This is a genomic window from Pseudomonas sp. SWRI77 (assembly GCF_014269105.1).
GTDB lineage: Bacteria > Pseudomonadota > Gammaproteobacteria > Pseudomonadales > Pseudomonadaceae > Aquipseudomonas > Aquipseudomonas capeferrum.
In genome coordinates, this window is sequence record NZ_JABWRV010000002.1 from 150,256 (window position 1) to 173,491 (window position 23,236).

Annotated in this window: 25 protein-coding genes; 20 read left to right on the top strand and 5 right to left on the bottom strand. The window is 64.1% G+C overall.

Features of this window, described 5'->3' with window-relative positions; translation table 11 throughout:
• Nucleotides 1-924 carry a phenylacetic acid degradation operon negative regulatory protein PaaX gene (gene paaX / locus HU766_RS03105; RefSeq protein ID WP_186653285.1) on the bottom strand — a complete coding sequence of 308 codons (924 nt, stop codon included), beginning with the start codon at nt 922-924 and terminating at the stop codon, nt 1-3.
• A gap of 77 nt (nt 925-1,001) precedes the next feature.
• Nucleotides 1,002-1,601 carry a phenylacetic acid degradation protein PaaY gene (gene paaY, locus HU766_RS03110; RefSeq protein WP_047583185.1) on the bottom strand — a complete coding sequence of 200 codons (600 nt, stop codon included), beginning with the start codon at nt 1,599-1,601 and terminating at the stop codon, nt 1,002-1,004.
• A gap of 346 nt (nt 1,602-1,947) precedes the next feature.
• Here paaY and paaF point away from each other — a divergent pair, with 346 nt between their 5' ends.
• The 16 genes from paaF (at nt 1,948) to HU766_RS03190 (ending at nt 17,792) form a co-directional block, all read left to right on the top strand.
• Nucleotides 1,948-2,721, top strand: a complete 774-nt coding sequence (gene paaF, locus HU766_RS03115) for a 2,3-dehydroadipyl-CoA hydratase PaaF (protein ID WP_095064476.1) — start codon at nt 1,948-1,950, stop codon at nt 2,719-2,721.
• 37 nt (nt 2,722-2,758) lie between these two features.
• Nucleotides 2,759-3,550, top strand: coding sequence for a 2-(1,2-epoxy-1,2-dihydrophenyl)acetyl-CoA isomerase PaaG (gene paaG, locus HU766_RS03120; protein ID WP_186653292.1), 792 nt, complete (start codon nt 2,759-2,761; stop codon nt 3,548-3,550).
• Between the two features lies 1 nt (nt 3,551).
• Nucleotides 3,552-5,069, top strand: coding sequence for a 3-hydroxyacyl-CoA dehydrogenase PaaH (paaH, locus tag HU766_RS03125; RefSeq protein ID WP_186653302.1), 1,518 nt, complete (start codon nt 3,552-3,554; stop codon nt 5,067-5,069).
• Entirely contained in the window at nt 5,062-5,517 is a 456-nt protein-coding gene (paaI, locus tag HU766_RS03130) for a hydroxyphenylacetyl-CoA thioesterase PaaI (protein WP_012314480.1), read from the top strand. The genes paaH and paaI overlap by 8 nt, the downstream gene beginning before the upstream one ends.
• Complete coding sequence (pcaF, locus tag HU766_RS03135) at nt 5,510-6,730, top strand: 3-oxoadipyl-CoA thiolase (protein ID WP_186653313.1); 1,221 nt, start codon at nt 5,510-5,512, stop codon at nt 6,728-6,730. Before paaI ends, pcaF begins: the two co-directional genes overlap by 8 nt.
• A 106-nt stretch (nt 6,731-6,836) precedes the next feature.
• A complete protein-coding gene (gene paaK / locus HU766_RS03140) occupies nt 6,837-8,156 on the top strand; it encodes a phenylacetate--CoA ligase PaaK (RefSeq protein ID WP_039603753.1) in 1,320 nt (439 codons plus the stop codon).
• Nucleotides 8,157-8,459: 303 nt separating this feature from the next.
• Nucleotides 8,460-9,449, top strand: a complete 990-nt coding sequence (paaA, locus tag HU766_RS03145; protein ID WP_033697905.1) for a 1,2-phenylacetyl-CoA epoxidase subunit PaaA — start codon at nt 8,460-8,462, stop codon at nt 9,447-9,449.
• Between the two features lie 25 nt (nt 9,450-9,474).
• Complete coding sequence (gene paaB, locus HU766_RS03150; RefSeq protein ID WP_004374528.1) at nt 9,475-9,756, top strand: 1,2-phenylacetyl-CoA epoxidase subunit PaaB; 282 nt, start codon at nt 9,475-9,477, stop codon at nt 9,754-9,756.
• A gap of 8 nt (nt 9,757-9,764) precedes the next feature.
• A complete protein-coding gene (gene paaC, locus HU766_RS03155; RefSeq protein ID WP_033697906.1) occupies nt 9,765-10,523 on the top strand; it encodes a 1,2-phenylacetyl-CoA epoxidase subunit PaaC in 759 nt (252 codons plus the stop codon).
• Complete coding sequence (paaD, locus tag HU766_RS03160; protein ID WP_033697907.1) at nt 10,510-11,043, top strand: 1,2-phenylacetyl-CoA epoxidase subunit PaaD; 534 nt, start codon at nt 10,510-10,512, stop codon at nt 11,041-11,043. The genes paaC and paaD overlap by 14 nt, the downstream gene beginning before the upstream one ends.
• Nucleotides 11,044-11,058: 15 nt before the next feature.
• Nucleotides 11,059-12,135 carry a 1,2-phenylacetyl-CoA epoxidase subunit PaaE gene (gene paaE / locus HU766_RS03165; protein WP_033697908.1) on the top strand — a complete coding sequence of 359 codons (1,077 nt, stop codon included), beginning with the start codon at nt 11,059-11,061 and terminating at the stop codon, nt 12,133-12,135.
• An 82-nt stretch (nt 12,136-12,217) separates the two neighbouring features.
• A complete protein-coding gene (locus HU766_RS03170; RefSeq protein ID WP_012314487.1) occupies nt 12,218-12,526 on the top strand; it encodes a DUF485 domain-containing protein in 309 nt (102 codons plus the stop codon).
• Entirely contained in the window at nt 12,523-14,085 is a 1,563-nt protein-coding gene (locus HU766_RS03175; protein ID WP_033697909.1) for a cation acetate symporter, read from the top strand. Before HU766_RS03170 ends, HU766_RS03175 begins: the two co-directional genes overlap by 4 nt.
• Before the next feature lie 32 nt (nt 14,086-14,117).
• Nucleotides 14,118-15,350, top strand: coding sequence for an OprD family porin (locus HU766_RS03180; RefSeq protein WP_186653316.1), 1,233 nt, complete (start codon nt 14,118-14,120; stop codon nt 15,348-15,350).
• Nucleotides 15,351-15,374: 24 nt separating this feature from the next.
• A complete protein-coding gene (paaZ, locus tag HU766_RS03185; RefSeq protein WP_186653319.1) occupies nt 15,375-17,429 on the top strand; it encodes a phenylacetic acid degradation bifunctional protein PaaZ in 2,055 nt (684 codons plus the stop codon).
• A 192-nt stretch (nt 17,430-17,621) separates the two neighbouring features.
• Nucleotides 17,622-17,792, top strand: coding sequence for a hypothetical protein (locus HU766_RS03190; protein WP_186653691.1), 171 nt, complete (start codon nt 17,622-17,624; stop codon nt 17,790-17,792).
• A 46-nt stretch (nt 17,793-17,838) separates the two neighbouring features.
• Here the strand turns inward: HU766_RS03190 and HU766_RS03195 are convergent, their stop codons facing one another.
• From HU766_RS03195 to HU766_RS03205, 3 genes are all read right to left on the bottom strand, one after another.
• Nucleotides 17,839-18,108, bottom strand: coding sequence for a DUF6555 family protein (locus HU766_RS03195; protein ID WP_077068408.1), 270 nt, complete (start codon nt 18,106-18,108; stop codon nt 17,839-17,841).
• A 168-nt stretch (nt 18,109-18,276) separates the two neighbouring features.
• Nucleotides 18,277-18,486, bottom strand: coding sequence for a general stress protein (locus HU766_RS03200; protein ID WP_186653322.1), 210 nt, complete (start codon nt 18,484-18,486; stop codon nt 18,277-18,279).
• Nucleotides 18,487-18,626: 140 nt separating this feature from the next.
• Entirely contained in the window at nt 18,627-19,178 is a 552-nt protein-coding gene (locus tag HU766_RS03205) for an ATP-dependent Clp protease proteolytic subunit (protein WP_186653324.1), read from the bottom strand.
• A 189-nt stretch (nt 19,179-19,367) separates the two neighbouring features.
• Between HU766_RS03205 and HU766_RS03210 the strand changes: the two genes are divergently transcribed.
• The 4 genes from HU766_RS03210 to HU766_RS03225 are packed head-to-tail and all read left to right on the top strand — an operon-like array spanning nt 19,368 to nt 23,213.
• Entirely contained in the window at nt 19,368-20,285 is a 918-nt protein-coding gene (locus tag HU766_RS03210) for a DUF72 domain-containing protein (protein WP_186653327.1), read from the top strand.
• A complete protein-coding gene (locus HU766_RS03215) occupies nt 20,282-21,067 on the top strand; it encodes an endonuclease/exonuclease/phosphatase family protein (RefSeq protein ID WP_186653338.1) in 786 nt (261 codons plus the stop codon). The genes HU766_RS03210 and HU766_RS03215 overlap by 4 nt, the downstream gene beginning before the upstream one ends.
• The gene (gene clsB / locus HU766_RS03220) at nt 21,064-22,266 is read left to right on the top strand and encodes a cardiolipin synthase ClsB (RefSeq protein WP_186653340.1); all 1,203 of its coding nucleotides are present in this window, start codon (nt 21,064-21,066) and stop codon (nt 22,264-22,266) included. The genes HU766_RS03215 and clsB overlap by 4 nt, the downstream gene beginning before the upstream one ends.
• A complete protein-coding gene (locus HU766_RS03225; RefSeq protein WP_186653342.1) occupies nt 22,266-23,213 on the top strand; it encodes a lysylphosphatidylglycerol synthase domain-containing protein in 948 nt (315 codons plus the stop codon). The genes clsB and HU766_RS03225 overlap by 1 nt, the downstream gene beginning before the upstream one ends.
• The last annotated feature ends 23 nt before the right edge of the window (nt 23,214-23,236 follow it).

Genomic DNA, 23,236 nt, shown 5'->3' on the forward strand with positions numbered 1-23,236 from the left:
TCAGCCCAGCCCACCAAACCGCTTGTAGAAGCTCTCGTTAACATCCGGCAACGGCCCATCTGCCGTCTCCAGTGCGGTCCCCAGCCACGCTTCCGCCTTGCCCCACACCAGCCGATAGAGGTTACGGCACAACTGGCGAGCAGCCCTGCCTTCCCAATCCCCAGGCAGCAGCTCATCCGGCAACTGCGGGTCACGCAGCAGCAGCCGGCGGTACTCATGAATCAACAAGGTGCGCGCCAGGAAGCAGTCCTGGGCATCGAGTTCCTTCTGCTCCTTGAGCGCCTGCCACAGCGGTCGGAACAAGCGGATGAACTCGCTGTAGTGCTCACCCAGTTCCTCGATCCGCCAGCTTTCCCGCACCTGGGCGCGCATGGCCTTGGAGGCTAGTACTTCCTGGGTGTGGGTTTCGAAGACGATGCTGTCGTCAGTGGCGTCCAGCTCGCGCAAGGTGGTCGCCAGGTCGGCACGATCAGCGCGCGGGCAGCCCAGTACGTTCGGGGCGATGGCGCCGTAGCCCTGCCACTCCAGTTCCTCGCGCACGGCCTTGCGCTTGCTGGCCTCCAGCTGCGACAGCAACACCAGCGTCCAGGCGCCGTCCCAGGCTGGCAGGCTCGCGCTGTACACACGCTTGAAGGCTTTTTCGAAACGGCGCCGGCCCGTGCCGGTGAGGCTGTAATAGCTGCGCCGGCCGACTTTTTCGGCGGTCAGCCAGCCTTCCTTGGTCAGGCGGAAGATCGAGGTGCGGATCAGCCGTTCGTTGATGCCGATCGGCTCCAGCAGGTTGATCAGGCTGCCCAGCCAGACCGTGCCACCATGCGGCTCGATGGCGTCGCCATACAGGGTGATGATCAGCGAGCTCGCGCGGATCGGCGTCTGCTCCTGGAAGCGGGTGATCAAAGTATTGAGGGGGGCAAGGCTGCTCATGAGGGAACTGTAAGCCGATGGAGCCCCGACTATACCTGCCCGCCGTGCCGCCTGGCCATTGCCAGTCACCACCAGGCTCATGCCTGCGCCTCGCCTTTGGGGCGAAAGCCGCAATCACCCATGCGTGGGCGCTGCGCCTCGACTTCGCTCAGGGGCGGGCATTCGACCAGGGCGGCACTGCAGCGCTGGGCCAGGCGCTGGTATTCGGCTGTGCCGCGTTGCTTCCAGGCGACCTCTTGATCGCTGAGGGTACGCTTGGCCTGTGCCGGCGCGCCCATTACCAGGCTCTGCTCGGGGCATTCGAACCCAGCCTTGACGAAGGCCGTGGCGCCGACGATGCAGCGTGGCGCGATGTGTGCGCCGTCCATGATCACCGCATTCATGCCCACCAAGGCATCGGCGCCTATCCGGCAGCCGTGCAAAACCGCGCCGTGGCCCACATGGCCATGGCGCTCTATCACCGTATCGCCGCCCGGGAAGCCGTGCATCACGCAGGTGTCCTGCAGGTTGGCACCCTCCTCCAGCACGATGCGGCCAAAGTCGCCGCGCAATGACGCCAGGGGGCCGACGTAACACTGCGGGCCGATGATCACATCGCCGATCAGCACGGCCGTCGGGTGTACGTACGCCGTTGGGTGGATCACGGGGGTCAGGCCGTCCAGCCGATAGCAAGGCATGTCACACCTCTCAAAATGATTCAGTTAGTGAGGCGATCATGTATCACGATAAATGTAACCGTCAATTGCTGATTCTTTGTATCGCTTTTCGAGGTGCACCTCTCAGCCCATAAAATTTGACTTTAACGCTGTATTTACTGGGCTTTAAAAGCCTAATCCGGGCCTGACTGGAAGGAATTTCTCGCACTAAGGGACACGTAATGCAATCTTTGCTATTGCCGTTATGTATCAGATAAGGCATATACTGGACCTCACCCGGGCAGGCCTCAGCGTTTTCCCCTGCCCCTGCAGACAATTCCAATAAATGCCGGCCCACGTGCCGTGCGTGCAGCCTGAGGAAACCGACATGCCTCGCTATCTCGTTGTGCAGGCGCCTGAGGACGGCGTCCGCCTGATCACCCTGCAGCGGCCCGAAGCCCTCAATGCGCTGTGTACCGAACTGCTCGCCGAGCTTGCGGCCGAGCTGGAAAGTGCCGAGCGCGACCCGGCAACCCTCGCCGTAGTGCTCACCGGCAGCCGCAAGGCCTTCGCTGCCGGCGCCGACATCCGTGAAATGGCCGAGCGCGACCTGGTCGGCATCCTCAATGACCCGCGTGTCGCCCATTGGCAGCGCATCGCCAGTTTTGCCAAACCGCTGATTGCAGCGGTCAACGGCTTCGCCCTGGGCGGTGGCTGCGAGCTGGTGATGTGCGCCGATATCGTCATCGCCGGCGAAGACGCACGCTTCGGCCAGCCCGAAATCAACCTCGGCATCATCCCCGGTGCGGGCGGCACTCAACGCCTGTTGCGCGCGGTCGGCAAGCCGCTGGCCATGCAGATGGTTCTAACCGGCGAGCCGATCACCGCCCGGCAGGCCCAGCAGGCCGGCCTGGTCAGCGAGCTGACGCAGCCCGAGCTTGCCGTCGAGCGCGCCCTGCAAGTGGCGGCCAGCATCGCCCGCAAGGCACCGCTGGCCGTGCGCCTGGCCAAAGAAGCCCTGCTCAAGGCCGGGGACACCGACCTGGCCACCGGCCTGCGCTTCGAACGCCACGCGTTCACCTTGCTGGCCGGTACCGTCGACCGCGACGAAGGCATCCGCGCCTTCCAGGAAAAACGCCCGGCGCACTTCTTGGGCCAGTAACCCCCTCTTCCCTACCGACTGACGGAGCGAGCCTGTCATGGCTTTCGAGCACATCCTGTTTTCCATCGAGGACGGTGTCGCCCTCCTCTCGCTGAACCGGCCTGACCAGCTGAACAGCTTCAACACGCAGATGCACAAGGAAGTGCGCGAGGCGCTCAAGCAGGTACGCCAAGACCCGCAGGTACGCGTGTTGCTGCTGACTGGCGAAGGGCGTGGCTTTTGCGCCGGGCAAGACTTGTCTGACCGCAACGTCGCGCCTGGCGCGCAAGTGCCCGACCTGGGCGAGTCCATCGAGGCGTTCTACAACCCGCTGGTGCGCGCCCTGCGCGACCTGCCGATGCCGGTCATCTGCGCGGTCAACGGCGTGGCGGCCGGTGCGGGCGCGAACATTCCGCTGGCCTGTGACCTGGTGCTTGCGGCCCGCTCGGCCAGCTTTATCCAGGCGTTCTGCAAGATCGGCCTGGTGCCGGACTCGGGTGGTACCTGGCAACTGCCGCGCTTGGTCGGCATGGCTCGGGCCAAGGCGCTAGCCATGCTCGGTGAACGCCTGAGTGCGGAAAAAGCCGAGCAATGGGGCCTGATCCACCGGGTGGTCGACGACGCCGCACTGCGTGACGAGGCGCTGGCCCTCGCCCGCCAGCTGGCGACCCAGCCGACTTACGGGCTGGCCCTGATCAAGCGTGCGCTTAACGCCAGTTACGACAATCACTTTGACCAGCAGCTCGAACTTGAGCGTGACCTGCAGCGCCTGGCCGGGCGCAGCGAGGACTACCGCGAAGGCGTCGCGGCGTTCATGGCCAAGCGCGGACCGGCCTTCAAGGGGGGCTGACATGAGTGCACTTAACGGTAACGCCCAGGTCGCGGTGATCGGCGCCGGTGCGATGGGGGCCGGCATCGCCCAGGTGGCCGCCCAGGCGGGGCATCCGGTTTGCCTGTATGACAATCGCCCAGGCGCTGCGGCCCTGGCCGTGCAAGGCATCGACCGCCAGCTCGGCCGCCTGGTCGAAAAAGGCAAGCTCGACGCTACCGCACGCCAGGCGATCAGCGCGCGCCTGCGGCCCGTGGAAACGCTCGAAGCACTGGCCGATGCGCAACTGGTAATCGAAGCGATCGTCGAAAACCTGCAGGTCAAACAGGCACTCTTGCAGCAGCTCGAAGCCCTGTGCAGCGACAGCTGCATATTGGCCAGCAACACCTCATCGCTGTCGATCACCAGCCTGGCCGCCGGCCTGCGGCGGCCCGAACGGGTGATCGGCATGCACTTTTTCAACCCTGCGCCGTTGATGGCGTTGGTCGAGGTTGTTTCAGGCCTGGCCACCGCCCCCGCCTTGGCCGCCACGCTGTACGACACGGCCATGGCCTGGGGCAAGCAGCCGGTGCATGCGCGTTCGACGCCGGGCTTCATTGTCAACCGGGTGGCGCGGCCGTTTTACGCCGAGAGCCTGCGCCTGTACCAGGAAGGCGCCGCTGATTGCGCGAGCCTCGATGCGCTGATGCGTGACGCCGGTGGTTTCCGCATGGGCGCTTTCGAGCTGACCGACCTGATCGGCCACGATGTCAATTACGCCGTGACCTGCTCGGTGTTCGACGCCTTTTATGGTGACTTCCGCTTCCAGCCCTCGCTGGTACAGAAAGAGCTGGTGGATGCCGGCCGTCTTGGGCGCAAGAGCGGCCAGGGTTTCTACGATTACAGCGAAGGTGCGCTGCGGCCGCAGCCCGCCGAGGTGCAAAGCGCGGCGCGTGTCGAGTGCTGCGTGGTCGAAGGCAGCCTGGGCGTGATGCAGCCCTTGCTGCAGCGCATCCAGGCCTGCGGCATCCAGGTCACCGAGCGCCCGGGCAGCGGCCTGCTGCGGGTAGGTGATGCCACCCTGGCGTTGTCTGACGGCCGCCTGGCCAGCCAACGCGCGCGTGAAGATGGGCTGCGAAACCTGGTGCTGGTGGACCTCGCGCTGGACTACAACAAGGCCGAACGGATTGCCATCAGCACTTGCCCCGACACCACCCGCGAGGCGCGCGAACAGGCCGTGGCGTTACTGCGCCAGGCGGGCCTGAAGGTTTGCCTGGTCGCCGATCTGCCGGCCCTGGTGGTGTTGCGCACCGTCACCACGCTCGCCAACGAAGCTGCCGATGCCGTGCTGCAAGGCGTAGGCTCGGCAGCCGACATCGACCTGGCCATGCGCGCCGGGGTCAATTACCCGCGCGGGCCGTTGGCCTGGGCCGAGCAGATCGGCATCGGCTACACCCTGCGCGTGCTGGACAACCTGCAGCGCTGCTACGGCGAGACCCGCTACCGCCCTTCGCTGCTGCTGCGCCGCGTGCATGCCCAAGGAGGCCGACTGCATGACTGAAGCCCAACGTACCCCCGAGCAACTGGCACGCGCCTGCGCCGATGCAATGTTTTCCCGCGACCGCGCCACCCAGGCCCTGGGCGCTCGGCTGCTCGACGTCGGCCCCGGCCAGGCCCGCCTGAGCATGCCGGTGCGCGCCGACATGATTCAGGGCCACGGCAGCTGCCATGGTGGTTTCTTGTTCAGCTTGGCGGACTCGGCGTTTGCCTTCGCCTGCAACAGCTACGACGAAGCGACCGTGGCCTTGAACTGCAGCATCGACTACGTGGCACCGGCTTTCGAGCAGGACGTGCTCACCGCTACCGCCAGCGAAATCACCCGCAAGGGCCGCACCGGCCTGTATGACGTACGCCTGGAAAACCAGCGTGGCGAACTGATTGCCCTGTTCCACGGAAAATCCTACAAAGTGCGCGGCACGGTGTTGCCGCAGGAGACCCAGGATGACTGACCAGACCTTCGACCAGGCGTTGATCATCGACGCCGTGCGCACGCCAATCGGCCGTTACGGCGGCGCACTGAGCAGCGTGCGCGCCGACGACCTCGCGGCCGTGCCGATCAGGGCGCTGATGGCCCGCCACCCCGAACTCGACTGGGCCGCCATTGATGACGTGATCCTCGGCTGCGCCAACCAGGCGGGCGAAGACAACCGTAACGTGGCACGCATGGCTAGCCTGCTCGCCGGCCTGCCCGATGCCGTGCCGGGCACCACCCTCAATCGCCTGTGCGGTTCCGGGCTGGATGCCGTCGGCAGCGCCGCCCGCGCCCTGCGCTGCGGCGAGGCCGGGCTGATGCTGGCCGGTGGCGTCGAGTCGATGTCGCGGGCACCCTTCGTCATGGGCAAGTCAGAGCAAGCCTTCGGCCGCAGCGCCGAGCTGTTCGACACCACCATCGGCTGGCGTTTCGTCAATAAACTGATGCAGGCGCAGTACGGCATCGACTCGATGCCCGAGACCGCCGAGAATGTCGCCGCGCAGTTCGGTATTTCGCGCGAAGACCAGGACGCTTTCGCCTTGCGCAGCCAGCACAAGGCGGCCGCCGCCCAGGCCCGGGGCCGGCTGGCACGGGAGATCGTGCCGGTCGAGATCGCCCAGCGCAAAGGCCCGGCCAAGCGTGTCGAGCATGATGAGCACCCGCGCGCCGACTCCACCCTGGACCAGTTGGCCAGGCTCGGCACGCCGTTCCGTGAAGGCGGCAGCGTGACAGCAGGCAACGCTTCAGGCGTCAACGACGGCGCTTGCGCCCTGCTGCTGGCCAGCACTGATGCGGCCCGCCGCCATGGCCTGAAGCCGCGCGGCCGGGTCCTCGGCATGGCCGCCGCTGGGGTCGAACCGCGCATCATGGGCATCGGCCCGGTCCCGGCGACCCGCAAGGTACTCGCGCAGGCCGGCCTGAGCCTGGCCGACATGGACGTCATCGAGTTGAACGAAGCATTTGCGGCCCAAGGCCTGGCAGTGCTGCGCGAGCTGGGCCTGGCTGACGACGACAAGCGCGTCAACCCCAATGGCGGCGCTATCGCCCTGGGGCATCCGCTGGGCATGAGCGGCGCACGGCTGGTGACCACCGCCCTGCACGAGCTGGAAGAACGCGGCGGCCGCTACGCCTTGTGCACCATGTGCATCGGCGTTGGCCAAGGCATTGCCCTGGTCATCGAGCGCCTCTGAGCACATCAGACCAATGGCCTGAGACTGAACACGACACGGGCAGTATGCTGCCCGCATGACACTCAAGGCCTTAGCGCCAACGTACAAGAACAATTCGAGTGAAGCCATGAACATGTACCACGATGCCGACCGCGCCCTGCTTGACCCGATCGAGACTGCCAGTGTCGACGAGCTGCGCCAGCACCAGCTGGACCGCCTGCGCTGGAGCCTGAAGCACGCCTACGACAATGTACCGCTGTACCGCCAGCGTTTCGACGAGTGCGGCGCCCACCCAGACGACCTTACCGCGCTGGAAGACCTCGCGAGGTTCCCCTTTACCGGCAAGAACGACCTGCGCGACAACTACCCCTATGGCATGTTCGCCGTGCCCCAGGAAGAGGTGGTGCGCCTGCACGCCTCCAGCGGCACCACGGGCAAGCCGACCGTGGTCGGTTATACCCAGAACGACATCAATACCTGGGCCAACGTGGTCGCCCGTTCGATCCGCGCGGCCGGCGGGCGCAAGGGGGACAAGGTGCACGTGTCCTATGGCTATGGCCTGTTCACCGGCGGCCTGGGCGCGCACTACGGTGCCGAACGGCTCGGTTGCACGGTGATCCCCATGTCGGGCGGCCAGACCGAGAAGCAGGTGCAACTGATCCGTGACTTCCAGCCTGACATCATCATGGTCACGCCCTCGTACATGCTCAACCTGGCTGACGAGATCGAACGCCAGGGTATCGACCCGCACGACCTCAAGCTGCGCCTGGGGATCTTCGGCGCCGAGCCGTGGACCGACGAGTTGCGCCGCTCGATCGAGCAGCGCCTGGGCATCAATGCCCTGGATATCTATGGCCTGTCGGAGATCATGGGGCCAGGGGTGGCCATGGAATGCCTGGAAACAAAGGACGGGCCGACCATCTGGGAAGACCACTTCTACCCCGAGATCATCGACCCGGTCAGCGGTGAGGTGTTGCCGGACGGGCAACTGGGCGAACTGGTGTTCACCTCGTTGAGCAAGGAAGCGCTGCCAATGATCCGCTACCGCACCCGCGACCTGACACGCCTGTTGCCGGGTACGGCGCGGCCGATGCGGCGGATCGGCAAGATCACTGGGCGCAGTGACGACATGCTGATCATCCGCGGGGTCAACGTGTTCCCCACGCAGATCGAAGAGCAGGTGCTTAAAATAAAACAGCTTTCAGAGCTGTATGAGATACACCTGTATCGCAATGGCAACCTGGACAGTGTCGAGGTGCACGTGGAGTTGCGTGGCGAGTGCCAGGCACTCGACGAGGCGCAGCGCAAACTGGTGGTGGCTGAGCTGAGCAGGCAAATCAAGACCTACATCGGCATCAGCACCCACGTGCGGCTGCAGCCTTGCGGCACGCTCAAGCGCTCCGAAGGCAAGGCATGCCACGTTTACGACAAGCGTTTGGCTGGCTGATCGTTCAGCGCTGAATCCTTTTTCCCCGGGGCCACCAGGTGCTTGGCTTGGCATTTTCAGCGCCCATCAGATCGAGCGCCGCGCGGGCGGCGCTCGATCTCCGCCCCACCTCCAAACCCAAGACAGGCACCTAGCCGCCATCACCCTATCTCCCGACAAGCACATAGCAGCCGCTGTGGGCACTTCTTTGCGGCAATCCGATACAAAAATATTATCCGATACCCAATAATCTGTTTGATGTTGTGTTTTGTATCGCTTATAAATGACTCATGCCCCACCCAGCCCTGAGGCAGGAGTCAGAACATGTACGCACAGCTAGTCGAAACCGGTGTAAAACGCGTCAAGTCGCTAGACGAGATGTCGCCTGAAGAGCGCAACTTCCAGGAAAAGATCGACGCCGAGATCAAGATCGAAGCCAAGAACTGGATGCCCGAGGCCTATCGTCAGACCCTGATCCGGCAGATCTCCCAGCACGCCCATTCGGAAATCGTCGGCATGTTGCCCGAAGGCAACTGGGTCACCCGCGCCCCAAGCCTTAAGCGCAAGCTGCAACTGATGGCCAAGATCCAGGACGAAGCTGGTCACGGCCTGTACCTGTACAGCGCCATGGAAACCCTCGGCGCCGACCGCGACGAAGAAATCGCCAAGCTGCACAGCGGCAAGGCCAAGTACTCGAGCATCTTCAACTACCCGACCCTGAGCTGGGCCGACATGGGCGCGGTAGGCTGGCTGGTCGATGGCGCCGCGATCGTCAACCAGGTGGTGCTGCAGCGCACCTCCTACGGCCCCTACTCCCGCGCCATGATCCGTATCTGCAAGGAAGAGAGCTTCCACCAGCGCCAGGGCTACGAGCTGCTGCTGACCATGATGCGCCACGGCACCCAGGCGCAGAAGGACATGGTCCAGGACGCCATCAACCGCCTGTGGTGGCCGTCGCTGATGATGTTCGGCCCAAGCGACGAGCACTCCCCCAACAGCGCCCAGTCGATGGCCTGGAAGATCAAGCGCCAGACCAACGACGAACTGCGCCAGCGTTTTATCGACCAGACCGTGCCACAGCTCGAACTGCTCGGCTGCACCGCGCCCGACCCGCACCTGAAGTGGAACGAGGCCCGCGGCCACTACGACTTCGGCGAAATCCAGTGGGACGAGTTCTACGAAGTCATCAAGGGTAACGGCCCGTGCAACCTGGAGCGTGTCGCCACCCGGCGCAAAGCCATCGAGGACGGTGCCTGGGTGCGCGAGGCCGCCGTGGCCTATGCGCGCAAGCAACAGAACAAGAACGCCGCCTGAGCGGCGATTGATGCGGAGATCGAAAATGTCTGTCTGGACCCTCTACGAAGTGTTCGTGCGCAGCAAGCACGGCTTGAACCACAAGCATGTCGGCAGCGTGCATGCCGCCGACGCCGCCATGGCAATCGAGAATGCCCGTGAGCTGTACACCCGCCGCAGCGAAGGCGTGAGCCTGTGGGTGGTGCCTTCGGCGCTGATCACCGCCTCCTCGCCTGACGAGAAAGACCCGTTGTTCGCCCCTTCGGACGACAAGGTCTACCGCCACGCCAGCTTTTACGAACTGCCCGACGAAGTCGGACACATGTGAGGTTGGCCATGCATACAGAAACGCTTATCCCGTATTTGCTGCTACTGGGCGACACCGCCCTGGTGCAGGGCCAGCGCCTTTGTGAATGGTGCGGCCATGCGCCGGCCATCGAAGAAGAGCTGGCCTTGATGAACGTCGGCCTCGACCTGGTCGGCCAGGCCCGTAACTGGCTGGAGTACGCCGCCGAGCTGCTCGATGACGGCCGTGATGCCGACGCCCTTGCCATGCGTCGCGACGAACGCGCCTACCGCAACCTGCTGCTGGTCGAGCAACCCAATGGCGACTTTGCCGTGACCATGACCAAGCAGTTCTTCTATGACGCCTGGCATTACGCGGTGCTGCAGGGCCTGGCCGCGTCCAGCGACGAACGTATCGCCGGCATTGCCGCCAAGGCACTCAAGGAGGTCACCTACCACCTGCGGCGCTCCGGCGAATGGGTGCAGCGCCTGGGCGGCGGCACTGACGAAAGCCGTCGGCGCATGCTCGATGCGATCCCCGCGCTGTGGCGCTTCACCGTCGAACTGACGGCAGGCAGCGAAAACGAAGTGCGCCTGGCCGAGGCCGGCATTGCTGCCGACCCGCGCAGCGTCGGTGCGGCCTGGCTCAAGCAGGTGACAGCGATTTTCGATTCGGTGCAACTGCCGCTGCCCAAGGCGGCCAGCCATTTCTACCTGGACAGCCGCAAAGGCCTGCACACCGAGCACCTGGGGCTGTTGCTGGCCGAAATGCAGTTCCTGCCACGGGCCTACCCCGATGCAACCTGGTGAGCTGATTGCCAGCGACCTCGGCGCCCGTGCGGCCCGCGGCGATGACCTGGCCCGGGCCTGGGAAGTACTGGAGCAGGTCATGGACCCGGAAGTGCCGGTAGTCAGCGTGGTCGACCTGGGCATCGTCCGCGACCTCGACTGGCGCGCCGGCCACCTGCACCTGGTAGTCACGCCGACCTATTCCGGTTGCCCGGCGACCGAGGTGATCGAGGCCGACATCCGTGACGCGCTGCAACAGGCCGGTTTCGCTGCCCCTGCGCTGGAGCGGCGGCTGACCCCGGCCTGGAGCACCGACTGGATCAGCGAGCTGGGCCGCCAACGCTTGCGCGCCTACGGCATCGCACCGCCCGAGGGCAGCACCAGCAAGCGCAGTTTGCTCGGTGAAGCGCCCCAGGTGTGCTGCCCGCAGTGCGCCAGCCCCCACACCGAACTACTCAGCCAGTTCGGCTCCACGGCCTGCAAGGCGCTGTACCGCTGCCGCGAGTGCCTGGAGCCGTTCGACTATTTCAAATGCATTTGAGCCGTGGAGAACACCATGAGCCAGTTTCACAGCCTGACCATCAAGCAAGTGCGTAACGAGACCCGCGACGCGGTATCCATCGCCTTCGACGTGCCTGAGCACTTGCAGGCGCAATTCAGCTTTACCCAGGGCCAGTACCTGGTCATGCGTACCCAGTTGGACAACGAGGAAGTACGCCGCTCGTATTCCATCTGCAGCGCGGTTCAGGATGGCGAGCTGCGGGTAGCCGTCAAGCGCGTGCCGGGCGGGCGTTTCTCCGCCTTTGCCAATGACGTGCTCAAGGCTGGCCAGCAACTGGAAGTGATGCCGCCGTCCGGCAGTTTCCACGTACCGCTGGACCCTGCCCGTCATGGCCACTACCTGGGCGTGGCCGCAGGCAGCGGCATCACGCCGATCCTGTCGATCATCGCCACCACCCTGGCCAGTGAGCCGCACAGCCGCTTCACCCTGCTGTACGGCAACCGCTCCAGCTCCGGTGCGTTGTTCCGCGACAAGCTCGAAGACCTGAAAAACCGTTACCTGGACCGCCTGAACCTGATTTTCGTGTTCAGCCGCGAACAGCAGGATGTCGACCTGTACAACGGCCGGATCGATGCCGACAAGTGCGGCCAACTGTTCGCCCGCTGGCTGGACGTCACCACGCTGGACGCGGCGTTCATCTGCGGCCCCCAGGCGATGACCGAAACCGTGCGTGACAGCCTGCTGGCCAACGGCATGGGCAAGGAGCGCATCCATTTCGAACTGTTTGCCGCCGCCGGCAGCGAAGCACGCCGCGAGGCCCGTGAAGCGGCGCGCCAGGTGGATTCGGCGCTCAGCCATATCACCGTGATCAGCGATGGCCGCGCCCTGTCGTTCGACCTGCCGCGCAACAGCCAGAACGTGCTGGACGCCGGTAATGCCATTGGCGCCGAGCTGCCCTACTCGTGCAAGGCGGGCGTGTGCTCCACCTGCAAGTGCCGGGTGATCGAGGGCGAGGTAGAGATGGATAGCAACCATGCGCTGGAAGACTACGAAGTGGCGGCGGGCTATGTGCTGTCGTGCCAGACCTACCCGGTGAGCGACAAGGTGGTGCTCGACTTCGACCAGTTGTAAACCCGCGCCGCTTTACAACACCGCATGCAACACCCGTGTGACCTCACAAAAAACAACTACAACACCAAGAGATCGCTGACCCATGACCCCCGAACGCATCGCAAGCATCGCCAACCACCCCGACTTCCAGCACCTGGTCCGGCGCAAGCGCCGCCTCAACGGCAGCCTGACCCTGGCCATGCTGGTGATCTACTACGGCTTCGTCCTGCTGGTGGCGTTCTCGCCCAGCACCCTCGGCCAGTCGCTCAGCGGTGGCGTGACCACCGTCGGCATGCTCGTGGGCGTGCTCATGGTGCTGTTGTCGTTCGCCCTCACCGGCATTTACGTGCACCGCGCCAACAACGTGCTCGACCCGCTCAACGACAAGGTCAAGCAGGAGTGCGCGCAATGAACTGGACCGCCATCTCGATGTTCATGGTGTTCGTCTGCTTCACCTTGCTGGTCACCCGCTGGGCCGCATTGCGGACCCGTTCGGCCAGTGACTTCTACACCGCCGGCGGCGGCCTGACCGGCATGCAGAACGGCCTGGCGATCGCCGGCGACATGATCAGCGCCGCGTCGTTCCTGGGCATTTCGGCAATGATGTTCATGAACGGCTACGACGGCTTGCTGTACGCCTTGGGCGTGCTCGCGGGTTGGCCGATCATCCTGTTCCTGATTGCCGAGCGCTTGCGCAACCTGGGCAAGTACACCTTTGCCGATGTGGTGTCCTACCGCCTGGCTCAAACCCCCGTGCGCCTGACGTCGGCGTTCGGCACCCTGGTCGTGGCGCTGATGTACCTGGTGGCGCAGATGGTCGGTGCCGGCAAGCTGATCGAGCTGCTGTTCGGTATCAGCTACCTGTATGCGGTGATGCTGGTCGGGGTGCTGATGGTCGCCTACGTGACCTTCGGCGGCATGCTCGCCACCACCTGGGTGCAGATCATCAAGGCGGTGATGTTGCTCAGCGGTACCACGTTCATGGCCTTCATGGTGCTCAAGCACTTTGGCTTCAGCACCGAGGCGATGTTTGCCAGTGCCGTTGCCGTGCACGCCAAGGGCCAGGCAATCATGGCGCCGGGCGGCTTGCTGTCGAACCCGGTGGACGCGATTTCGCTGGGCCTGGGCATGATGTTCGGCACGGCGGGCCTGCCTCATATCCTGATGCGGTTCTTCACCGTCAGCGATGCCAAGGAAGCGCGTAAGAGCGTGTTCTACGCCACCGGTTTCATTGGCTACTTCTACCTGCTGCTGATCGTCATCGGCTTCGGCGCCATCGTCATGGTCGGCACCGAGCCGTCTTACCGCGATGCAGCGGGCGCGATCATCGGCGGCGGCAACATGGTCGCGGTGCACCTGGCCCAGGCGGTGGGTGGCAACCTGTTCCTCGGTTTCATTTCTGCCGTGGCCTTCGCCACCATTCTGGCGGTCGTGGCTGGCCTGGCGCTATCCGGTGCGTCGGCGGTGTCCCACGACCTGTATGCCTGTGTGATGCGCAAAGGCCAGGCCACCGAGCAGCAAGAGATGCGGGTTTCGCGTATCGCCACCCTGGTGATCGGCCTGCTGGCCGTGGTGCTCGGGCTGGTGTTCGAGTCGCAGAACATCGCCTTCCTCTCCGGCCTGGTGCTGGCCGTGGCCGCGTCGGTCAACTTCCCGGTGTTGCTGCTTTCGATGTTCTGGAAGGGCCTGACTACCCGCGGCGCGGTGTGCGGCAGCATGGCCGGGCTGTTCTCGGCCGTCGTGCTGGTGGTACTGGGCCCGGCGGTGTGGGTCAACGTGCTGCACAACGAACAGGCACTGTTCCCCTACAGCAACCCGGCGCTGTTCTCGATGAGCCTGGCGTTCCTCGGCGCCTGGGTGTTCTCGGTCACCGACAGTTCGGCGCGGGCCACCGAAGAACGTGGCCGCTACCTGGCGCAGTTCATTCGCTCCATGACCGGTATTGGCGCCGCCGGCGCCAGCAAGCACTGATTTCGAGAACAACCATGTCGGGTACAACAACAATGAACCGCACTCGCTTCTCTTGCCTCACCTGGCTTGCCACGCTCGCCCTGCCCTTGCCGGCCATGGCGGACTTCGTCGGCGACAGCCATGCGCGCCTGGAACTGCGCAACCACTACATCAACCGCGACTTCCGCCAGAGCAATGCGCCGCAGGCCAAGGCCGAGGAATGGGGCCAAGGCTTTACTGCCCGCCTGGAATCGGGCTTCACCGAAGGCCCGGTAGGCGTCGGCGTGGATGCCATGGGCCAGTTGGGCGTCAAGCTCGACAGCAGCCGTGACCGCCGCAACACTGGCCTGCTGCCGTTTGGCCCGAACAGCCACGAGCCTGTCGATGACTACAGTGAGTTAGGCCTGACCGGTAAAGTGCGCGTGTCCAAGAGCACCCTGCGCCTGGGCACCTTGCAGCCGATCCTACCGGTGGTGGTGTACAACGACACACGCCTGCTGGCCTCGACCTTCCAGGGCGGCCTGCTGACCAGCCAGGAACTCGACGGCCTGACCGTCAACGCCGGGCGCCTGACCAAGGCCAACCTGCGCGACTCGTCCGGCCGCGACGACATCGGCTACGGCGCCGCCAGCAGCGACCACCTGGACTTCGGCGGTGGCAGCTATGCCATTACCCCGCAGACCAGCGTCAGCTACTACTACGCCAAGCTCGAAGACATCTACCGCCAGCAGTTCGTCGGCCTGGTCGACACCCGCCCGCTGGGCGAAGGCCTGAGCCTGCGCAGCGACCTGCGGTACTTCGACAGCCGCAATGATGGCGCCGAACGCGCCGGCAACATCGACAACCGCAACTTCAACGCCATGTTCACCCTCGGCGTCAGGGCGCACAAGTTCACTGCCACCTGGCAGCAGATGTCCGGCGACAGCGCCTTCCCCTTCGTCAACGGCGGCGACCCGTTCACCGTCAACCTGGTGACCTACAACACCTTCACCCGCGCCGGGCTCGATTCGTGGCAGGTGCGCTATGACTACGATTTCGTCGCCATGGGCATCCCTGGCCTGAGTTTCATGACCCGCTACACCGACGGCCGCCACGCCGAGACCGCAACCGTCAGCAACGGCCGTGAGCGCGAGCGCGACACCGACCTCACCTACGTCATCCAGAGCGGCCCGTTCAAGGACGTCAGCCTGCGCTGGCGCAACGTCACCTTCCGCTCCGGCAATGGCCTGACCAATGCCGTGGACGAGAACCGCCTGATCATCGGCTACACCCTGGCGCTGTGGTAACAGCGCCCTCAAGAGGAGAACAGCATGTCTGACGCCCCAACCCTGCAGAGCTTCATCGCTGGCCGCTGGATCGGACAGCACGGCGCCCAGGCCCTGCGCAGTGCCTTGAACGGCCATGTCCTGGCCTACAACCATGAAGAACGCCCAGACTTCGCCGAAGCCGTGGACTTTGCCCGCGCCCGTGGCCTGGCCGAACTGATGGCCATGGACTTCCAGCAGCGCGCAGCCCGCCTCAAGGCCCTGGCGCTGTACCTGGCCGAGCACAAAGAGCAGCTCTATGCCCTGTCACACCACAGTGGCGCCACCCGCGCCGACAGCTGGATCGACATCGAAGGCGGTAATGCCACGCTGTTCGCCTACGCCGGCATCGGCAGCCGCGAACTGCCCTCGGGCAACCTGGTGCACGAAGGCCCGGCGATACCATTGGGCAAGCAAGGCCATTTCGCCGGCAGCCATATCCTGGTGCCGCGTGCTGGCGTCGCCGTGCATATCAATGCGTTCAACTTCCCCATCTGGGGCATGCTGGAGAAGTTCGCGCCCACCTTCCTGGCCGGCATGCCGTGCATTGTCAAACCCGCCACATCCACCAGTTACCTGACCGAAGCCGTGGTGCGCCTGATGCACGCGTCGGGCCTGCTGCCGGCCGCCAGCCTGCAACTGGTGATCGGCAGCACCGGCGACCTGCTCGACCGCCTGCAGGGCCAGGACGTGGTGACCTTCACCGGTTCCGCCGATACCGCAGCCAAATTACGTGTCACGCCGAACCTGATCCGCAACTCGGTGCCCTTCACCGCCGAGGCGGACTCGCTGAACTGCGCGATCCTCGGCCCGGACGTAACCCCGGACAGCGAAGAGTTCGACCTGTACATCAAGGAGGTGGTGCGTGAAATGACCACCAAGGCCGGGCAGAAATGCACCGCCATCCGCCGCGCCATCGTACCGGCCAAGCACATCGACGCCGTCGCCACCCGCCTGCGCGAGCGCTTGAGCAAGGTGGTGGTCGGCGACCCTTCGCTGGAGGGCGTGCGCATGGGTGCCTTGGCTTCCCATGATCAGCAACGTGACGTTGGTGAGAGGGTCCGCAGCCTGCTGCAGAGCTGCGACCAGTTGTTCGGCGCCAGTGACGGGTTTGCGCCGCGTGGCGAGGGCGTTGCCGAAGGGGCGTTCTTTGCGCCGACCCTGCTTCAGGCGCGCGACCCGCATGCCGAAGGCGGTGCCCACGATATCGAAGCGTTCGGCCCGGTCAGCACGCTGATGGCCTACGACGACCTTGACGAAGCCTTGGCCTTGGCTGCCCGCGGCAAGGGCAGCCTGGTGGCGACCCTGGTCACCGCCGACCGAGCCGTTGCCGCCAAGGCCATCCCAATCGCCGCCGCCTGGCATGGTCGCCTGCTGGTGCTGGACCGCGAAGCCGCGCTGGAGTCCACCGGCCATGGCTCGCCGCTGCCCCAGCTCAAGCACGGCGGCCCTGGGCGTGCCGGTGGTGGCGAAGAGCTCGGTGGCCTGCGTGCGGTCAAGCACTACCTGCAGCGCGCCGCAGTGCAAGGCTCGCCGAGCATGCTCAGCGCCGTGACGGGCGAGTATGTACGCGGTGCCGAGGTAATCGAAAGCGAAGTGCATCCGTTCCGCCGCTACTTCCAGGACCTGCGTATCGGTGAGTCGCTGCTCACCCACCGGCGTACCGTGACCGAAGCGGACCTGGTCAACTTCGGCTGCTTGTCGGGTGACCACTTCTACATGCACTTCGATGAGATCGCCGCCAAGGAGTCGCAGTTTGGCAAGCGTATCGCCCATGGTTACTTCGTGCTGTCGGCGGCGGCGGGCCTGTTCGTCTCCCCCGGCGCTGGGCCGGTGCTGGCCAACTATGGTCTGGACACCTTGCGTTTCATCAACCCAGTGGGTATCGGCGACACGATTCAGGCGCGCCTGACCTGCAAGCGCAAGATCGACCAAGGCAAGACCAGCCCGCTGGGGCAGCCGCAAGGTGTGGTGGCGTGGGACGTCGAGGTGACCAACCAGTTGGGCGAGCTGGTGGCGAGTTACGACATTCTCACCTTGGTGCTGAAGAAGCCTGATTGAGCGCGGGCCAAGGGTAGCCGCGCTTTACCGTTGGTCAGGGCGTGCGGCTATCGGACTGACCTCCCCCGGCGCTGGTTGCTCTGAGTTCATGAGGGGTGGTCAATGGCTTCGCCTCTCACTCCTGTATTGGGCCCGCCTGATCGCGGGCCCTTTTTTATCGAAGTGGACTCGATCCAAGCGGAGGGTTGCGAGATGAAAGACAGACTGCAGATGGGGGGTGGCAGCGTCGAGGATGACTGGCCAGAGCTGGAACCTGACAGGCGCCAGGACCAGGTGGACGACCCGGATGCCGATCCGAACCTGACCGATGATGACGAAAACCGCCCCGGGGTGCCTGCCAGCGACCCTGAATCGGGCGCCTGATTGCCGAATCGATGGGCTGCAGTGCAGCCCATCGCCGCACCACCGATCAGCCCACTACTGCAGGGTCACCCACTGGCTGATTGGGTTTACTCCCGGAAATACGCCAGCTCACCGCCGTAATCCCGTAGCGTTCTGCCATTGGCCTGCTCACTTTCTTGATTTTCTCCCGCCCGAACTTGGGAATGATGCCGATGCCCGCATCACAACTTGCCCAATGCCAGGCTTCGGCGTTGTCCAACCGTTCAAGACGAATGATGAAACTGCGCGGCTGACCATGCAGTTGATAATCGATGATGTAAAGCTGTGGACCAGGCATCGCAGGGGCCTCCTCTTCTCCATGGATGACTCACTGATTGATCGGGGCAGTGTGAGAAAATTCAAAATTTTTGCCGACCTTCGGTACCAGTGGCCTCGAATGGCGTTGAAGCGGGTTCAACGCGGCGCCGAACCCGCTCCCAACGCATTCAATCGGCTAGGCCCTGGGTCACGAGTGTCGCCCGCCACCATGGCTGTTCTGCCCACCCTTGCGTCCGGCTTGCGACGCCCGTTCACGGTCGTTGGCGAAGTTGCCGCCGGACACTTTCCCGCCCTTATGCCCCGCGCGGGACGCCTTTTCCCGGTCATTGGCGAAATTGCCCGGGTTGTTCTCCTTGGTGCCGCCGCGCTGGCTGGTCCGCCCTTGTTCAAGCGCCATGTCGTTTCTCCTTGCGATGGAAGGGTTGTCTGCGCAATGCCTTAATTCCGAGCCAGTGATCAGCGCCAATGCTCAATCGTTTTGCACAGGGCTGACGGGTGGCATGAAACAGCCGTAGGCCAAATGTTTGCGCCGCAGCCTCAGGCATGCACACTCCACTGGGTACTTTGCGATTCGATCGGCATCTCGTCGATGGCGTGGATCAGCCCGTTCTCCAGCGCCTCCTCGGGCCCCAGTATCCGCGGATACGCCATCAGGTAACGGGGCACATCCAGCACTTCGGCACTGCCCTCGGTCCGTTCGGCGACGATCTGCGCGTAAAGGCGCAGGTCGTAGTCCAGGCTCATGGCGTATTCAGCCATCCTGGCATGGTCGACCGAGCCATGCAGCGTCCAGTGAAAGGGGTGAAACAGGAACTTGCTGAACGCACAGGCGGTGCGGTGCTCGCCTGCCAGAAACAGGATATTGCCCATAGACTCCACCGTGCCCAGGTTGTGGGTGTGCAGCGGAATCGGCAACGCGCGCAGGAAGTTGTACAAGGTGAACCCATAACTGCACTCACCGCCCATGGTGGCGATGTTCAGTTGCAGCAATTCGGCGCCTTGTTGCATGGCCCGCGAGCAGGTGCTGATCAGGTTGCCGCAGGTGGATGAGTTGATCGGGCCGGTGAAATGGATGATATGTCTGGCCATGCTTGCCTCCAGGGTGGCGGGTCATCCATTGAATGGGCAGGCCCTCATTGGTATGCGGTGGAGACGCCATCGGCGGCAAAGTTCAACTCTGCTCGCGCTCCCGTTGGTCAACCGTGCTGAACCTCACAGGCCCGTGCCAGTCGCAATTTCAGAGTGACCTCTCAAAGAGCTGGCAATGAGGAAGGCAGCGTGAGCGAGATCCGCATCGGAATATCAGGGTGGCGCTACGGCCCTTGGCGCAGGGATTTCTACCCCAAGGGGCTGCGCCAGGACAGCGAACTGGCGTTCGCCTCGCGGGCAGTCAACAGCATCGAGATCAATGGCTCGTTCTACAGCCTGCAAACTCCCGAACGGTATCTGGGCTGGCGTGAGGAGACGCCAGACGGTTTCGTGTTCTCGGTCAAGGGGCCGCGCTATATCACCCATGTACGCAGGCTCAAGGATATCGAAGAGCCGGTGGCCAATTTCTTTGCCTCCGGGCCGTTGTTGCTGGGTGACAAACTGGGCCCCATCCTGTGGCAGTTTCCGCCCAACATGACGTTCGACGAAGCACGCTTCGCCCGGTTTTTCCAACTGCTCCCGCGCAACCGGGACGCCGCGCGCGAATGTGCCAAAGGGTGTGCCGAGCGCCTCAAGGGCAATGGCAGTACCGACATCGATGGCAACGCACGGCTGCGCCACGCCGTGGAAATCCGCAACGAGAGCTTTCTATGTGAAGCCTTCGTCAAGCTGCTGCGCAAACACCGTATTGCGCTGGTAGTGGCCGACAGCGCAGGCAAATGGCCATATGTCGAAGATATCACCGCCGACTTTGTCTACATGCGCCTGCACGGCGACGTGGAACTGTACAGCAGCGGCTACACCGCGCACGCCTTGCGCCGCTGGAAGCAACGCATCGTGCGTTGGAGCCAGGGCGGCCAGGTGGAAGACGCGCAGTTGATTGTGCCCGGCGCGCCACCCCAGCGTGCCTCCCGCGACATTTATTGCTACTTCGACAACGACCAGAAGGTGCATGCGCCCTACGACGCGCGACGCCTGCTGGAAAAGCTGAAACTCGATTACGACCTGGTCACCGAGCCTGGCGTCGCACCGGAGGTCGAGCTTTGAACCGAACCCTGACAGCTCCCCGCTGCATCATCGACAACGTCACCACGGTGCATCGGCTGAACGTGCTGACTATCAACGTGCACAAGGGCTTCACTGTATTCAACCGGCGTTTCATCCTGCCGGAGCTGCGTGAGGCCGTACGCGCCACCGGTGCCGACCTGGTGTTTCTTCAGGAGGTGCACGGCAGCCATCAGCAACATGCCATACGCCATGCGGCGTGGCCGGAAATCCCGCAGTACGAGTTTTTGGCCGACAGCATGTGGCCGCAGTTCGCCTATGGGCGCAACGCCGTGTACCCCCATGGCGACCACGGCAATGCCCTGCTGTCGAAGTTCCCGATCCGCCAGTTCACCAACCTCGATGTCTCTATTCAGGGCAATGAACAGCGGGGCCTGCTGCACTGTTGCCTGGACGTGCCAGGCCATCAGCAGGTACACGCGGTGTGCGTGCACCTGGGCCTGCGCGAGGCCCACCGCCAGCGCCAGGTGCGCTTGTTGCTGGAACTGCTCGACAGCTTGCCGCCCAAGGCGCCGGTGATCATTGCCGGCGACTTCAATGACTGGCGCCTGAAGGCCGATGCGGTGTTGTCCGAACACCTGGTCGAAGCCTTTGGCGAGCATTTCGGGACCCCGGCGCGCAGCTTTCCGGCGCGGTTGCCGCTGCTGCGGCTCGACCGTATCTACCTGCGCAATGCCATGCCGGGCAAGGCGCAGGTGCTGGCGAAGTACCCGTGGTCGCACCTTTCTGACCATGTCCCCCTTGCTGCGGAGATAAGCCTGTGAACCGACCTTGGCTAGAGGGCAACAGCGTGCAGTTGCTGATCAACGGCGAACAATACTACCCACGCGTATTCGAGGCGATGGCCCAGGCGCGGGAAGAAATTCTGCTGGAGACGTTCATCATTTTCGATGACAAGGTCGGCCAGCAGCTGCAGCAGGTGCTGATAGCGGCCGCTGGCCGTGGTGTGCGCGTCGAGGTGGCGGTCGATGGCTACGGCACTGCCGACCTGCCCGACGCCTTCATCTCGGCGATGACCGACGCCGGCGTCAACTTTCATGCCTTCGACCCCCAGCCCAGGCTGGTGGGCATGCGCACCAACCTGTTTCGCCGCCTGCACCGCAAGATCGTGGTGATCGATGGGCAGCGCGCGTTCATCGGCGGCATCAACTACAGTGCCGACCACCTGGGCGACTACGGGCCCATGGCCAAGCAGGACTACGCCGTCGAGGTCACCGGCCCGGTGGTGGCCCAGGTGCACGCCACCAGTCGGCGCCTGATGTCGCCGGTGCTGCAGCCCCCCAGCGAGGTGCGCCCGGTCACCGAGCCTACCGGGGCGATCACGGCCGTGCTGGTCGAGCGCGACAATGGCCAGCGCAGCACCGCCATCGAAGCGCAGTACCTGCAAGCCTTTCGTGCGGCCCGGCAGCGTATCGTGGTGGCCAATGCCTATTTCTTTCCGGGCTACCGGTTGCTGCGCGAACTGCGTAATGCAGCGCGGCGCGGGGTGGCCGTGACCTTGATTCTGCAGGGCCAGCCCGACATGCGCTGGGTGCGGGCCTTGTCGCGGCTGCTGTACAACTACCTATTGCGCGACGGGGTGCGTATTCACGAGTACTGCAGCCGGCCGTTGCACGGCAAGGTCGCCTTGGTCGACGACCAGTGGGCCACTGTGGGTTCAAGCAACCTGGACCCGTTGAGCCTGTCGTTCAACCTGGAGGCCAACCTGTTCATCCGCGATCGTGGGTTCAACCAGCAGTTGCACCAGCATCTGCAGGCGCTGGCCAGCGAACAATGCAAATCGGTCACCCTGGAACGGATGATCCGCGGCTACTGGTGGCGGGCACCGCTGATCTTCCTGTGCTTCCACGCCATACGCCACTTCCCGCGGATAGCCGGCTGGTTCCCGGCGCACCGTCAGCGCTTGCGCTCGGTGCAACCGGAAGTCGAAGCACACGGCGATTTTCACGAGGGGCAGACCTGATGGCGCGCACACGGTGGCAAACCTCGGCCAAGCGCCTGTTCACCTTGCTGTTCCTGTTGCTGATACCCGCCTTGCTGTACATGCTGGCGCGCAACCTTGACTGGAACGAGGTGCGTCAGTCACTGCTGGCCTACAAACCAGGGACCCTGGCCATCGGCTTGGTCATCGCCTTGTGCAGCTACCTGACGTTTGCCAGTTACGACCTGCTCGCACGTGCCTACACAGGGCATACGCTGCCCGCCAGGCAGGTGTTGCCGGTGGCGTTCGTGTGCTACGCCTTCAACCTCAACTTCACCACATGGGTGGGCGGCGTCGCCTTGCGTTATCGGCTGTATGGCCGGCTTGGCCTGGACACCGCGACGATCACCCGCATCCTGACCTTAGGCCTGTTGACCAACTGGATGGGCTACATGCTGCTGGCCGGTACGGTATTCGCCCTGCGCTTGGTGAAACTGCCCGAAAGCTGGGCGGTGGGCGCTACAGGCTTGCAACTGATCGGGTTCGGCTTGCTGGCCATCGCCCTTGCCTACCTGCTGGCCTGCGGCTTTGCAAAAAAACGTACCTGGCAGTGGCGCGAACATGAAGTCACCCTGCCGGCCTTGCGCCTGGCGCTGTGCCAGGTAGCCCTTGGCGCCAGCAACTGGGCGTTGATGGCGCTGCTGATCTTCTGGCTGCTCCCTGAAAAGGCCTTTTACCCGTCGATTCTCGGGATCCTGCTCATCAGTTGCGTGGCAGGTGTGGTCGCGCACATCCCGGCAGGCCTTGGCGTGCTTGAAACGGTGTTCCTGGCCTTGCTGCACGGCCAGATCCCTCAAGGCACGCTGGTAGCCGCGCTATTGGGGTATCGAACGCTGTACTACCTGATCCCCCTGGTGCTGGCAGTCGTTACGTATCTGATTCTGGAAAAGCGCGCCAAGGCCATGCGCCAGCGCGATAACCCAGCCTAGCGCGGTTCAAGGGCCTTGGCCCG